At 58.5% G+C, this 12,917-nt stretch carries 24 protein-coding genes; all 24 read left to right on the forward strand.

Going from position 1 to position 12,917, the window contains the following annotated elements; genetic code table 11:
* A partial coding sequence (locus N434_RS06910) for an EF-Tu C-terminal domain-related protein (protein ID WP_286172148.1) occupies positions 1-513 on the forward strand: 513 nt, incomplete at its 5' end.
* A gap of 311 nt (positions 514-824) precedes the next feature.
* Complete coding sequence (rpsJ, locus tag N434_RS06915) at positions 825-1,133, forward strand: 30S ribosomal protein S10 (RefSeq protein ID WP_003507767.1); 309 nt, start codon at positions 825-827, stop codon at positions 1,131-1,133.
* A 168-nt stretch (positions 1,134-1,301) separates the two neighbouring features.
* Entirely contained in the window at positions 1,302-1,943 is a 642-nt protein-coding gene (gene rplC, locus N434_RS06920; RefSeq protein WP_004442604.1) for a 50S ribosomal protein L3, read from the forward strand.
* A 12-nt stretch (positions 1,944-1,955) separates the two neighbouring features.
* On the forward strand, positions 1,956-2,576 hold the full coding sequence (gene rplD / locus N434_RS06925; protein ID WP_003495173.1) for a 50S ribosomal protein L4: 621 nt from the start codon (positions 1,956-1,958) through the stop codon (positions 2,574-2,576).
* Positions 2,573-2,866: a 50S ribosomal protein L23 gene (locus N434_RS06930; RefSeq protein ID WP_003521003.1), complete on the forward strand. Its 294-nt coding sequence runs from the start codon at positions 2,573-2,575 to the stop codon at positions 2,864-2,866. Before rplD ends, N434_RS06930 begins: the two co-directional genes overlap by 4 nt.
* A gap of 43 nt (positions 2,867-2,909) precedes the next feature.
* Positions 2,910-3,746: a 50S ribosomal protein L2 gene (gene rplB / locus N434_RS06935; protein WP_003521004.1), complete on the forward strand. Its 837-nt coding sequence runs from the start codon at positions 2,910-2,912 to the stop codon at positions 3,744-3,746.
* A 15-nt stretch (positions 3,747-3,761) separates the two neighbouring features.
* Positions 3,762-4,040 (forward strand): 30S ribosomal protein S19, encoded by a 279-nt coding sequence (gene rpsS, locus N434_RS06940; protein WP_003507772.1) that lies wholly within the window; start codon positions 3,762-3,764, stop codon positions 4,038-4,040.
* A 2-nt stretch (positions 4,041-4,042) separates the two neighbouring features.
* Complete coding sequence (rplV, locus tag N434_RS06945; protein WP_065113658.1) at positions 4,043-4,432, forward strand: 50S ribosomal protein L22; 390 nt, start codon at positions 4,043-4,045, stop codon at positions 4,430-4,432.
* The gene (rpsC, locus tag N434_RS06950) at positions 4,432-5,163 is read left to right on the forward strand and encodes a 30S ribosomal protein S3 (RefSeq protein WP_004442600.1); all 732 of its coding nucleotides are present in this window, start codon (positions 4,432-4,434) and stop codon (positions 5,161-5,163) included. The genes rplV and rpsC overlap by 1 nt, the downstream gene beginning before the upstream one ends.
* Before the next feature lie 38 nt (positions 5,164-5,201).
* Positions 5,202-5,615: a 50S ribosomal protein L16 gene (gene rplP / locus N434_RS06955; RefSeq protein WP_003507774.1), complete on the forward strand. Its 414-nt coding sequence runs from the start codon at positions 5,202-5,204 to the stop codon at positions 5,613-5,615.
* 12 nt (positions 5,616-5,627) lie between these two features.
* On the forward strand, positions 5,628-5,828 hold the full coding sequence (rpmC, locus tag N434_RS06960; RefSeq protein ID WP_003495193.1) for a 50S ribosomal protein L29: 201 nt from the start codon (positions 5,628-5,630) through the stop codon (positions 5,826-5,828).
* 11 nt (positions 5,829-5,839) lie between these two features.
* Positions 5,840-6,076, forward strand: coding sequence for a 30S ribosomal protein S17 (gene rpsQ / locus N434_RS06965; RefSeq protein ID WP_003495195.1), 237 nt, complete (start codon positions 5,840-5,842; stop codon positions 6,074-6,076).
* A gap of 234 nt (positions 6,077-6,310) precedes the next feature.
* Positions 6,311-6,679 carry a 50S ribosomal protein L14 gene (gene rplN, locus N434_RS06970; RefSeq protein WP_003495199.1) on the forward strand — a complete coding sequence of 123 codons (369 nt, stop codon included), beginning with the start codon at positions 6,311-6,313 and terminating at the stop codon, positions 6,677-6,679.
* 12 nt (positions 6,680-6,691) lie between these two features.
* Positions 6,692-7,000: a 50S ribosomal protein L24 gene (gene rplX / locus N434_RS06975; RefSeq protein WP_003521006.1), complete on the forward strand. Its 309-nt coding sequence runs from the start codon at positions 6,692-6,694 to the stop codon at positions 6,998-7,000.
* Positions 6,993-7,547 (forward strand): 50S ribosomal protein L5, encoded by a 555-nt coding sequence (rplE, locus tag N434_RS06980; protein ID WP_003495201.1) that lies wholly within the window; start codon positions 6,993-6,995, stop codon positions 7,545-7,547. The genes rplX and rplE overlap by 8 nt, the downstream gene beginning before the upstream one ends.
* Positions 7,548-7,580: 33 nt before the next feature.
* Entirely contained in the window at positions 7,581-7,886 is a 306-nt protein-coding gene (gene rpsN / locus N434_RS06985; RefSeq protein WP_003507785.1) for a 30S ribosomal protein S14, read from the forward strand.
* 12 nt (positions 7,887-7,898) lie between these two features.
* Positions 7,899-8,297, forward strand: coding sequence for a 30S ribosomal protein S8 (gene rpsH / locus N434_RS06990; protein WP_003521007.1), 399 nt, complete (start codon positions 7,899-7,901; stop codon positions 8,295-8,297).
* 42 nt (positions 8,298-8,339) lie between these two features.
* Positions 8,340-8,873 carry a 50S ribosomal protein L6 gene (gene rplF, locus N434_RS06995; protein WP_003495204.1) on the forward strand — a complete coding sequence of 178 codons (534 nt, stop codon included), beginning with the start codon at positions 8,340-8,342 and terminating at the stop codon, positions 8,871-8,873.
* Positions 8,874-8,885: 12 nt separating this feature from the next.
* Complete coding sequence (gene rplR / locus N434_RS07000) at positions 8,886-9,248, forward strand: 50S ribosomal protein L18 (protein WP_065113657.1); 363 nt, start codon at positions 8,886-8,888, stop codon at positions 9,246-9,248.
* Between the two features lie 119 nt (positions 9,249-9,367).
* The gene (gene rpsE, locus N434_RS07005) at positions 9,368-9,937 is read left to right on the forward strand and encodes a 30S ribosomal protein S5 (protein WP_046798171.1); all 570 of its coding nucleotides are present in this window, start codon (positions 9,368-9,370) and stop codon (positions 9,935-9,937) included.
* Positions 9,938-9,948: 11 nt separating this feature from the next.
* Positions 9,949-10,155: a 50S ribosomal protein L30 gene (rpmD, locus tag N434_RS07010; protein ID WP_003495212.1), complete on the forward strand. Its 207-nt coding sequence runs from the start codon at positions 9,949-9,951 to the stop codon at positions 10,153-10,155.
* 16 nt (positions 10,156-10,171) lie between these two features.
* Positions 10,172-10,651 (forward strand): 50S ribosomal protein L15, encoded by a 480-nt coding sequence (gene rplO, locus N434_RS07015; RefSeq protein WP_035224073.1) that lies wholly within the window; start codon positions 10,172-10,174, stop codon positions 10,649-10,651.
* A 328-nt stretch (positions 10,652-10,979) separates the two neighbouring features.
* Positions 10,980-12,320, forward strand: a complete 1,341-nt coding sequence (gene secY / locus N434_RS07020) for a preprotein translocase subunit SecY (RefSeq protein ID WP_065113655.1) — start codon at positions 10,980-10,982, stop codon at positions 12,318-12,320.
* Positions 12,317-12,907, forward strand: a complete 591-nt coding sequence (locus N434_RS07025; protein WP_065113654.1) for an adenylate kinase — start codon at positions 12,317-12,319, stop codon at positions 12,905-12,907. The genes secY and N434_RS07025 overlap by 4 nt, the downstream gene beginning before the upstream one ends.
* Positions 12,908-12,917 lie beyond the last annotated feature (10 nt).

Genomic DNA, 12,917 nt, shown 5'->3' on the forward strand with positions numbered 1-12,917 from the left:
GGTACGGTTGTGACGGGTCGCGTTGAGCGCGGTATCGTCAAGGTTGGTGAAGAAGTCGAGATCGTCGGCATCCGTCCGACCTCGAAGACGACGGTTACCGGCGTTGAAATGTTCCGCAAGCTGCTCGACCAGGGCCAGGCTGGCGACAACATCGGTGCACTGGTTCGCGGTGTTAACCGTGACGGCGTCGAGCGTGGTCAGATCCTGTGCAAGCCGGGTTCCGTCAAGCCGCACAAGAAGTTCAAGGCCGAAGCCTACATCCTGACGAAGGAAGAAGGCGGCCGTCATACGCCGTTCTTCACGAACTACCGTCCGCAGTTCTACTTCCGCACGACGGACGTGACGGGCATCGTTACGCTTCCTGAAGGCACGGAAATGGTTATGCCTGGCGACAACGTGACCGTTGACGTCGAGCTGATCGTTCCGATCGCGATGGAAGAAAAGCTGCGCTTCGCTATCCGCGAAGGCGGTCGTACCGTCGGCGCCGGCATCGTGGCCTCGATCGTCGAGTAATCTCGACCGTTGAAATTCTGGCTGGCGGCGGTGTGAACAACACCGCCGCCGGACTTTTAGCAAAAAGCCTGGCGGCGTTGCATTTTTAGTGCTTGAAAAATTCGGTGAAAGCGCGTAAACGCGCACTCACAATCACCGCTGGATTCGCAAGCGATTGCGGAACGCGGTGTTTTTAGCAATACAGACTACCGAAATGATTGGGGTGCGACGCGCATCTCTCTCGATTTTTGAAAATCTGCGGCGCCACGATCAATAGAAGTTCATGTGTTTCCGCGTGCGGAAACGAATAACAAAGAACAAGGACAAGACGAATGAACGGCCAGAATATCCGTATCCGCCTCAAGGCGTTCGATCACCGGATCCTCGATGCCTCTACCCGTGAAATCGTGTCGACCGCAAAGCGCACCGGCGCCAGCGTTCGCGGCCCGGTTCCGCTCCCCACCCGCATCGAAAAGTTTACCGTCAACCGCTCTCCCCACGTTGATAAGAAGAGCCGTGAACAGTTCGAAATGCGGACGCACAAGCGTCTTCTCGATATCGTTGACCCCACCCCGCAGACTGTCGATGCTCTGATGAAGCTCGACCTCGCTGCTGGCGTTGACGTGGAAATCAAGCTCTAAGACCCGGCCCGATCCATCCAAGGTGAGGGCTGAAATAACAAGGAAGGTACGTGGAGCAATCCAACGACTTCCAAACCGGAGACCGGAAACATCGTGAGATGTCGAAGGGCACTCCTTAACAAAGGCCAGAGAGGGTTTTCCCTTCAAGGCTCGCAAGAGGATGAACCAATGCGTTCAGGTGTGATTGCACAGAAAGTGGGTATGACACGCGTCTATAACGACGCAGGTGAACATATCCCCGTAACAGTATTGCGACTGGATAACGTACAAGTCGTTGCCCAGCGCACGGAAGACAAGAATGGCTACACCGCAGTTCAGCTCGGTGCCGGCCAGTCCAAGGTCAAGAACACGACGAAGGCGCTTCGCGGTCATTTTGCCGCTGCCAATGTCGAACCGAAAGCCAAGCTCGTCGAGTTCCGGGTTTCCCCCGAGAACCTGATCGACATCGGTGCAACACTGACCGCAAATCATTTTCAGACCGGCCAGCTGGTCGACGTCACCGGAACCACGATCGGTAAGGGTTTCGCCGGTGCTATGAAGCGTCACAACTTCGGTGGTGGCCGCGCTTCGCACGGTAACTCGATCTCGCACCGTGCACACGGTTCGACCGGTTCCAACCAGGATCCGGGTCGCGTCTGGAAGGGCAAGCGCATGGCTGGTCATATGGGCCAGACCCGCGTTACGACCCAGAACCTCGAAGTCGTTTCGACTGATGAAGACCGTGGCCTCATCCTCGTGAAGGGTGCAGTTCCCGGCTCGAAGGGTTCCTGGATCATCGTCCGCGACGCCGTCAAGTCGGCTGCGAAGTAAGGGAGCCTTATCATGGAATTGAACGTCAAGACCCTCGAGGGAAAAGACGCCGGCAAGGTTTCTCTGTCGGATGAGATCTTCGGCCTCGACCCCCGCCAGGACATCCTGGCCCGTATGGTTCGCTGGCAGCTTGCAAAGAAGCAGCAGGGAACCCACAAGTCCAAGAACCGGTCGGAAGTTTCCCGCACCGGCGCGAAGATGTACAAGCAGAAGGGTACGGGCCGCGCTCGTCACCATTCGGCTCGCGCACCGCAGTTCCGCGGCGGCGGCAAGGCCCACGGCCCGGTCGTTCGCAGCCATGCACACGACCTTCCCAAGAAGGTTCGCGCGCTGGCCCTGCGTCACGCCCTGTCTGCAAAGCTGAAGGCTGAAGAACTGATCATCGTCGATCAGCTCGTCGCGTCCGAAGCAAAGACCAAGGCTCTGCTGGGCAGCTTCGCTTCGCTTGGCCTGACCAACGCTCTCGTTATCGGCGGCGCTGAACTTGATGGCAACTTCAAGCTCGCTGCTCAGAACATCCCGAACGTGGACGTTCTGCCGGTTCAGGGCATCAATGTTTACGACATCCTGCGCCGTGGCAAGCTGGTGCTTTCCAAGGCTGCTGTAGAGGCTCTGGAGGAGCGGTTCAAATGACGGATCTTCGCCACTACGATGTGATCGTATCTCCTTCGATCACGGAAAAGTCGACGCTGGTATCCGAACAGAACCAGGTCGTATTCAACGTCGCCAAGAATGCTTCCAAGCCTGAAATCAAGGCTGCCGTGGAAGCTCTCTTCGGCGTCAAAGTCACGGCTGTGAACACGCTTATCCGCAAGGGTAAGACCCGTCGTTTCCGTGGGTTCGCCGGTAAGCTGAAGGACGTCAAGAAAGCCGTCGTCACGCTCGCCGAAGGTCAATCCATCGACGTGTCCACCGGACTCTAAAGGTTAGGCCCAAGCGGGCAAAGACCCAAAAGGGAACAAGAAAATGGCATTGAAAAGTTTCAATCCGACCACGCCGAGCCAGCGCCAGCTGGTTATCGTGGACCGCGCTTCGCTCTACAAGGGCAAGCCGGTAAAGGCTCTCACCCAGGGCCTCAGCTCCAAGGGTGGCCGTAACAACCAGGGCCGGATCACCGTCCGTTTCCAGGGTGGCGGTCACAAGCGGACCTACCGTCTGGTGGATTTCAAGCGTCGCAAGTTCGACGTGGAAGGCACCGTTGAGCGTCTGGAATACGACCCCAACCGCACCGCGTTCATCGCGCTGGTTACGTATACCGACGGCGAACAGGCTTACATTCTCGCGCCACAGCGTCTCGCTGCCGGTGACAAGGTGATCGCCTCCGACAAGGCAGTGGACGTGAAGCCCGGCAACACCATGCCGCTTCAGTACATTCCGGTCGGTTCGATCATCCACAACGTCGAGATGAAGCCGGGCAAGGGCGGTCAGATCGCTCGCTCCGCCGGTACGTATGTCCAGCTCGTCGGCCGCGATGCCGGCATGGCCATCCTGCGTCTCAACTCGGGCGAACAGCGTCTGGTGCACGGCTCCTGCCTCGCATCGATCGGCGCTGTTTCGAACTCGGACCACGCCAACATCAACGACGGCAAGGCCGGTCGTTCCCGTTGGCGCGGCAAGCGTCCGCACGTTCGCGGCGTCGTCATGAACCCGGTCGACCACCCGCACGGTGGTGGTGAAGGTCGCACGTCGGGTGGTCGCCACCCGGTTACTCCGTGGGGCAAGCCCACGAAGGGCAAGCGCACCCGTTCGAACAAGTCGACCGACAAGTTCATCATGCGCTCGCGCCATCAGCGTAAGAAGTAAGAGAGGTAGTCACTAATGGCTCGTTCAGTATGGAAAGGTCCGTTTGTTGACGGCTATCTTCTCACCAAGGCTGAGAAGGTGCGCGAGAGCGGACGTAACGAAGTAATCAAGATCTGGAGCCGTCGCTCCACGATCCTGCCGCAGTTCGTTGGTCTGACCTTCGGCGTCTACAACGGCAGCAAGCATGTGCCCGTCTCGGTCAACGAAGACATGGTCGGACACAAGTTCGGTGAATTCTCTCCGACCCGTACCTATTACGGTCACGGCGCGGACAAGAAGGCAAAGAGGAAGTAATCATGGCGAAGGCTAAGACCGAACGCCGGCTGAAGGACAACGAGGCTCAGGCCGTTGCCCGTACGCTCCGCGTCAGCCCCCAGAAACTGAACCTGGTTGCCGCTCTTATCCGTGGCAAGAAGGTTGATCGCGCTCTCGCCGAGCTCGAATTCTCCCGCAAGCGCATTGCAGGCACCGTCAAGAAGACGCTGGAATCTGCAATTGCCAATGCGGAAAACAACCATGACCTCGACGTCGACGCTCTCGTCGTCGCCGAGGCCTATGTTGGCAAGTCCATCACCATGAAGCGTTTCCACGCTCGTGGCCGTGGTCGTGCTTCCCGCATCGAAAAGCCGTTCTCTCACCTCACGATCGTTGTTCGTGAAGTCGAGGAAAAAGGGGAGGCCGCATAATGGGTCAGAAAATCAATCCGATCGGCTTCCGCCTCGGCATCAACCGTACCTGGGACAGCCGCTGGTACGCTGACACCGCAGAATACGGCAAGCTTCTGCATGAAGACCTGAAGATCCGGGCTTACCTGATCAAGGAACTCAAGCAGGCCGGCATCGCCAAGGTCGTCATCGAGCGTCCGCACAAGAAGTGCCGCGTCACGATCCACTCGGCTCGTCCGGGTCTGATCATCGGCAAGAAGGGTGCAGACATCGAGAAGCTCCGCAAGAAGCTTTCCGAAATGACCAACTCCGAAACGCACCTCAACATCGTTGAAGTGCGCAAGCCGGAAATCGACGCGACGCTGGTTGCCCAGTCGATCGCTCAGCAGCTCGAGCGCCGCGTGGCTTTCCGCCGTGCGATGAAGCGTGCTGTTCAGTCCGCAATGCGTCTTGGCGCCGAAGGCATCAAGATCACCTGCGGCGGCCGTCTCGGCGGTGCAGAAATCGCTCGTACCGAATGGTACCGCGAAGGTCGCGTTCCGTTGCACACGCTGCGTGCGGACATCGACTACGGCACGGCTGAAGCTGAAACCGCATTCGGCATTTGCGGCATCAAGGTCTGGATCTTCAAGGGCGAAATCCTTGAGCACGATCCGATGGCTTCTGAGCGTCGCGGTCTCGAAGGCGACGCACAGGGCCCTGCAAGCCGTGAGCGTGGCGATCGTGGCGATCGTCGTCGCGAAAACGCTTGATTGACGCTGGCGAAAGATAAGCTCGGAGAAGTAAGAAAATGTTGCAGCCAAAGCGTACTAAGTACCGTAAGCAGTTCAAGGGACGCATCAAGGGCGTCGCCAAGGGCGGCTTTGACCTGGCATTCGGTGAATTCGGCTTGAAGTCGCAGGAACCGAACCGCGTGAATGCACGCGAGATCGAAGCGGCCCGCCGCGCGATCACGCGTTACATGAAGCGCGCAGGTCGTGTGTGGATCCGCGTATTCCCCGACGTTCCGGTAACGGCCAAGCCGACCGAAGTTCGTATGGGTAAGGGCAAGGGTTCGGTCGATTACTGGGCATGCAAGGTCAAGCCCGGTCGTATGATGTTCGAGATCGACGGTGTTACCGAGGAGATCGCCCGTGAGGCGCTTCGTCTCGGCGCTGCCAAGCTCTCGGTCAAGACGCGCTTCGTACAGCGCATCGCAGAGTAAGGAGCAAGGCACATGAAAGCCGATGAAGTTCGCGGCCTCAGCGCCGACCAGCTCAAGGACAAGCTCGCCGATCTGAAGAAGGAGCAGTTCAACCTGCGCTTCCAGAAGGCAACTGGCCAGCTGGAGAAGTCCTCGCGCATCAACGAAGTCCGCAAGGATATCGCCCGCGTTAAAACCATTGCCCGCCAGAAGGCGGCAGAAGCCAAGGCCTAAGGAAGAATAATATGCCGAAACGCATTCTGCAGGGCGTCGTAGTGTCCGACAAGAACGAGAAGACTGTCGTGGTCCGGGTTGAGCGCCGATTCGCTCACCCGCTGCTTCAGAAGACCGTTCGTCGTTCGAAGAAGTACAAGGCACACGACGAAAACAATCAGTATAAGGTCGGCGATGTCGTTTCCATCGAGGAATGCGCACCGATCTCCAAGGACAAGCGCTGGACGGTCGTTTCCGCCCAGGCTTAATTTCATCAGAATCGCGCCTTGTGTCTTGCACTTGGCGCGAATTCCTGTATGAAGCAGCGCAAGGACGCTCGTGACCCGAGCGTCTTTTGCTTTGATGCGCACGGAAGGTCCTTCGGGAAACCACCCTGTCACGACATTTCCGCGCAAAAAAAGAGATATTCATAAGCTGGGGCAGGGGGCTCGCTCGGGAGAGTTTGCCCAACCGTTCCGGTAACAACAAGAAGGCGACCTGACATGATTCAGATGCAAACAAACCTCGACGTGGCGGATAATTCCGGCGCACGTCGTGTCATGTGCATCAAGGTGCTGGGCGGCTCGAAGCGCAAATATGCTTCTGTTGGCGACATTATTGTCGTTTCCATCAAGGAAGCTATTCCGCGCGGCCGCGTCAAGAAGGGCGACGTGATGAAGGCGGTTGTCGTGCGCACCGCCAAGGACATCCGCCGCGCTGACGGCAGCGTCATCCGTTTCGATAACAACGCAGCCGTTCTTATCGACAACAAGAAAGAGCCCATCGGCACCCGTATCTTCGGACCGGTTCCGCGCGAGCTTCGCGCCAAGAACCACATGAAGATCATCTCGCTGGCTCCGGAAGTACTGTAAGGAGCGAATGCGATGCAGAAGATTCGTAAAGGCGACAAGGTTGTCGTATTGACCGGTAAGGACAAGGGCCGTACCGGCGAAGTAATCCAGGTTTTGCCGAAGGAAGACCGGGCTGTTGTGCGTGGCGTCAACATGGTGAAGCGTCACCAGCGCCAGACCCAGGCCCAGGAAGCCGGCATCATCAACAAGGAAGCATCCTTGCACATCTCCAACATCGCCATCGTCGACAAGGATGGCAAGCCGACCCGCGTTGGCTTCTCGGTTGTGGATGGCAAGAAGGTCCGTGTGGCCAAGCGTTCGGGAGAAGTGATCGATGGCTGATAAGTACGAGCCGCGTCTCAAGACGGAATACGTTTCCCGTATCCGTGGCGCCATGCAGGAGAAGTTCTCCTACGCAAACGTCATGATGATCCCGAAGCTTGAAAAGATCGTGATCAACATGGGCGTTGGCGAAGCAACTGCCGACTCCAAGAAGCCCACGATTGCTGCCGGTGACCTGGCTGCGATTGCCGGCCAGAAGCCGGTCGTTACCCGCGCTCGCAACTCGATCGCTGGTTTCAAGGTTCGCGAAGGCATGCCGATCGGTGCGAAGGTTACCCTTCGTGGCGCCCGCATGTACGAATTCCTTGATCGTCTGGTCAACATCGCGCTTCCGCGCGTTCGCGACTTCCGGGGCCTGAACCCGAAGAGCTTTGACGGCCGTGGCAACTTCGCCATGGGCATCAAGGAACACATTGTGTTCCCTGAGATCAACTACGATAAGGTTGATCAGATGTGGGGCATGGACATCATCGTTTGCACGACGGCGACGTCGGACGACGAAGCTCGGGCTCTGCTGACAGAGTTCAACTTCCCGTTCCGTCACTAACCGTAACGACGAGCGTAGAAAAGGAACTCCGATATGGCGAAAACAAGCGCAGTTGAAAAGAACAAGCGCCGCCGCAAGTCGGTCGCCCAGCAGGCCGCCAAGCGCGCCGCACTGAAGGCGATCGTGATGAACCAGTCCCTTCCGATCGAAGACCGGTTCAAGGCCACCCTGAAGCTCGCTTCGCTGCCGCGTGACGGCTCGAAGACGCGTATCCGCAACCGCTGCGAAGTAACGGGCCGTCCGCGCGCGTTCTATCGCAAGCTCAAGATGTCGCGTATCGCGCTTCGTGAGCTGGGCAATTCCGGCAAGGTGCCGGGCATTGTCAAGTCGAGCTGGTAAGGAGACGGGCACATGACCATGACTGATCCTTTGGGTGATATGCTCACCCGCATCCGCAATGGTGCTGCTCGCCGTAAGTCTTCGGTAAGCACGCCGGCTTCCAGCCTCCGCGCACGCGTTCTCGACGTGCTGCAGGCTGAAGGCTACATTCGCGGTTATTCCAAGGTCGATTTCGAAAACGGCAAGTCCGAATTCACCATCGAGCTGAAGTACTACGAAGGCGCGTCCGTGATCCGTGAGATCGGCCGCGTTTCCAAGCCGGGCCGCCGGGTTTATGTCTCGGTAAAGTCCATTCCGCAGGTCGCGAACGGCCTCGGCATCACCATCCTTTCGACCCCGAAGGGCGTGATGGCCGATCACCAGGCTCGCGAACAGAACGTTGGTGGCGAGGTTCTTTGCTCGGTCTTCTAAGACCCGAGCAGGATCTCCATAACGAACAGACAGGATTGAATAATGTCTCGTATCGGTAAAAAGCCCGTTCCGGTTCCCGCAGGTGTGACGGCCAATGTCGACGGCCAGAAGGTCACTGCGAAGGGCCCGAAGGGTGAACTGTTTTTCGTCGCTAACGACGACATTCAGCTGAAGCTCGAAGATAACGGCGTTTCCGTAACGCCGGCTAACGGCACCAAGGAAGCTCGTTCGAAGTGGGGCATGTCCCGCACGATGATCGAGAACATCTTCAAGGGTGTTAAGGACGGCTATGAGCGCAAGCTCGAAATCAACGGCGTTGGTTACCGTGCCGCCATGCAGGGCAAGAACCTGCAGCTGGCTCTCGGCTTTTCCCACGACGTGGTTTATGAGCCGCCGGTCGGCATCACCATTGCCGTTCCGAAGCCGACGGAAATCATCGTTTCCGGCATCAACAAGCAGCAGGTTGGCCAGGTAGCCGCGGAAATCCGCGAATACCGCGGTCCCGAGCCCTACAAGGGCAAGGGCGTGAAGTACGCTGAAGAGCGTATTGTCCGCAAAGAAGGCAAGAAGAAGTAAGGATCACGCGAAATGGCTAGCAGGAAAGAAGCACTTGCACGTCGCGCGAGCCGTGTGCGCCGCCAGATCAAGGCGGTTGCCAACGGCCGCCCGCGCCTGTCGGTTCATCGCTCGTCGAAGAACATCTACGCCCAGATCATCGATGACGTTGCTGGCAAGACGCTTGCGTCTGCCTCCACGCTCGAAGCCGATCTGCGCGGCTCGCTCAAGACTGGCGCCGACGTTGCAGCAGCAGCTGTTGTCGGCAAGCTGGTTGCCGAGCGTGGCGTCAAGGCTGGCGTCAAGGATGTCGTATTCGATCGTGGCGCGTTCATCTATCACGGCCGCGTCAAGGCCCTGGCAGACGCTGCCCGTGAAGGCGGTCTGAACTTCTGATCTTTTTCCGCCCGGGCATCGATCCGGGCGGAATTTCACCGGACCATGCGGATCTCTTCATCGAGGCCGCTGGTCTTTTCGTTTGCCGTTCCACCCGCAAAAGAAAAAGGACAAGGACAATGGCACAGGATAAAAGAGGTTCTCGCGAAGATCGCCAGAACCGCGAAGAGCGCGATAGCGAATTCGTCGACAAGCTGGTCGCGATCAACCGCGTTGCAAAGGTTGTTAAGGGCGGCCGTCGTTTCGGTTTCGCCGCTCTCGTCGTCGTTGGCGACCAGAAGGGCCGCGTTGGCTTCGGTCACGGCAAGGCTCGTGAAGTTCCGGAAGCGATCCGCAAGGCAACTGAAAGCGCAAAGCGCGATCTGATCTTCGTTCCGCTGCGCGATGGCCGCACGCTGCACCACGACGTCAATGGCCGTCACGGCGCAGGCAAGGTTCTGCTGCGTTCGGCCAAGGCCGGTACCGGTATCATCGCCGGTGGTCCGATGCGCGCCGTTTTCGAAACGTTGGGCGTTCATGACGTGGTTGCCAAGTCGACCGGTTCCTCGAACCCGTACAACATGGTTCGCGCCACGTTCGACGCTCTGAAGCATCAGGTTCATCCGAAGGACATCGCTGCACAGCGCGGTCTGAAGTTTGCGACCCTTCAGGCTCGTCGTGCCGCTTCCGGCAACGCTTCTGAAGAATAAGGAGCTGGATCATGGCCAAGAAGACTACTGAAGCCAAGAAGACTGTTACGGTCGAGCAGATCGGCAGCCCCATTCGCCGCCCGGCAATCCAGCGTCAGACGCTGGTCGGTCTGGGTCTCAACAAGATGCATCGTCAGCGCACCCTGGAAGACACTCCGGCGGTTCGCGGCATGATCCGTGCGGTCCAGCATCTCGTTCGCGTCGTTGACGAGAAGTGAGACGGAGTAACCTATCATGAAACTCAATGAAATCAGAGACAACGAAGGCGCCTCCAAGGACCGTATCCGCGTTGGTCGCGGTATCGGTTCCGGCAAGGGCAAGACCGGTGGTCGCGGTGTGAAGGGTCAGAAGGCTCGTTCGGGCGTCGCCATCAACGGCTTCGAAGGCGGTCAGATGCCCATCTACCGTCGTCTGCCGAAGCGCGGTTTCAACAACATCTTTGCTTCCGAATATGTTGTCGTATCGCTCGGCCGCATTCAGACCGCCATCGACGCCAAGAAGCTTGACGCTTCCGCGACGATCGATGCCGCTGCTCTCAAGGCTGCCGGCGTTATCCGCCGCGCCAAGGACGGCGTACGCATTCTCGCCGACGGCGAGCTGAAGGCCAAGGTCGCTTTCGAAGTTGCCGGTGCTTCCAAGCCCGCAATCGAAAAGATCGAAAAGGCTGGCGGCTCGATCAAGCTTCTCGCAGTTGCAGCAGAAGCCTCCGAGTAATATATAGACTTCAGACGCCCGGGGCTCGTCGCTCCGGGCGTTTGCGCTCCCTGGCCACTGGTGCTTTCGACCTAAATCGATTTATAGAGCATCAGGGCAATCTCTTCGCGGTGTGCTTCCAAGGCCCCGCTTGCGGCAGAAAGTGCTGCAGGGAGAGCCTCACAGTTCTTGAACTTCCGTAGGGGAGGGGATAGGACATAAAAAACAGGGTGAGGCATGATGGCGGCTCAGAGCCGCATTTGTCCGAAGCCCGGTTTTGACCAGTATCTTTTAGACCTTTCCGCATCGGCCGGTTGCGCTGGCTGGCAAGGGTCATTCGGAGAAATTTATGGCTTCAGCAGCGGAACAACTGGCTTCGAACCTGAATTTTTCGACCTTCGCTAAGGCGGAGGATCTGAAAAAGCGTCTCTGGTTTACTCTTGCCGCACTTCTCGTCTACCGTCTCGGCACCCATATTCCGCTTCCGGGCCTGAACCCCGAAGCCTATGCGCAGGCCTTCCAGGGCCAGGCCAACGGTATTCTCGGTCTTTTCAACATGTTTGCGGGTGGCGCCGTCGAGCGCATGGCGATCTTCGCGCTCGGCATCATGCCTTACATCTCCGCTTCGATCATCGTGCAGCTCATGACCTCGGTCGTGCCCTCGCTCGAAGCGTTGAAGAAGGAAGGCGAAGCCGGACGGAAGATCATCAATCAGTACACCCGTTACGGCACGGTGCTGCTCGGCACGCTGCAGGCCTATGGCATTGCGGTCGGCCTCGAAAGCGGCAACGGTCTCGTGGTCGATCCGGGCTGGTTCTTCCGCATCTCCACGGTCATCACGCTGCTCGGCGGCACGATGTTCCTGATGTGGCTCGGCGAGCAGATCACCTCGCGTGGTATCGGCAACGGTATTTCGCTGATCATCTTCGCTGGTATTGCCGCGGGCCTGCCCAAGGCGCTGGCCGGCACGCTGGAACTCGGCCGCACCGGTGCGCTTTCGACGCCGCTCATCCTGACGGTTGTCGTAGTCGCCATCGGCGTCATCGCGCTCATCGTTTTCGTGGAGCGCGCCCAGCGCCGCCTGTTGATCCAATATCCGAAGCGACAGGTTGGCAACCGGATGTTCCAGGGCGATACCTCGCATCTGCCGCTGAAGCTCAACACGGCCGGCGTCATTCCCGCGATCTTCGCATCGTCGCTGCTGCTGCTGCCGGCAACGGCTGCGGGTTTTGCCGGCAACACCAACCTGCCGGCCTGGGCGACATCGATCATCGCGTCGCTGCAGCACGGACAGCCGCTGTTCATGGCGCTCTATGGTCTGCTGATCGCGTTCTTCGCGTTTTTCTACACGGCTATCGTCTTCAATCCGAAGGACACGGCCGATAACCTCAAGAAGCATGGCGGCTTCATTCCGGGCATCCGTCCGGGCGAGCGCACCGCGGAGTACATCGATTACGTCCTGACCCGTATCACGGTTGTCGGCGCGATTTATCTGGTCTTCGTGTGTATCCTTCCTGAGACACTTATCGCACGCACGGGCATTCCATTAGCCCTTGGTGGTACTTCGCTTTTGATCGTTGTCAGTGTAACTCTTGACACGGTTGCGCAGATTCAGGGTCACCTGATTGCGCAGCAATATGAAGGGCTGATCAAGAAGTCGAAGCTGCGTGGAGGAAAGAGGGGACGATGAGACTGATATTTTTGGGTCCGCCGGGTGCGGGCAAGGGAACCCAGGCCAAGCGGCTGACTGACAAGTACGGGATCCCGCAGCTTTCCACCGGTGACATGCTGCGCGCTGCGGTCAGCGCGGGCACCGAAATCGGCAAGCGCGCCAAGGCCGTCATGGACGCCGGCGGGCTGGTTTCCGACGATATCGTCAATCAGATCGTTTCCGAGCGTATCGAAGCACCGGACTGTGCCAAGGGCTTTATTCTGGACGGCTATCCGCGCACCGTTCCGCAGGCGAAGGCGCTTGCAGAGAACATGCGCAAGAAGAATCTGGTCCTTGATGCCGTCATCGAACTGAAGGTGGACGAGGAGGCGTTGATTCGCCGAATCGAAAACCGCGTGGCAGAAACCGTCGCCGCCGGCGGCACTGTCCGTTCTGACGATAATCCGGAAGCTTTCCGCAAACGCCTCACGGAATATCGCGAAAAGACCGCTCCGCTGTCCAGCTATTACAGCGAGCAGGGCGAGCTTGTAACGCTTGACGGCATGGCGGATGTCGATGCCGTAACCGAGGCGATCGAGCGCGTTCTCGAGAAAGCCTCCGCCTGATTGACGGAGC

The organism is Rhizobium sp. UGM030330-04 (assembly GCF_003208455.1).
GTDB classification, from domain to species: Bacteria; Pseudomonadota; Alphaproteobacteria; order Rhizobiales; family Rhizobiaceae; genus Agrobacterium; species Agrobacterium rhizogenes_A.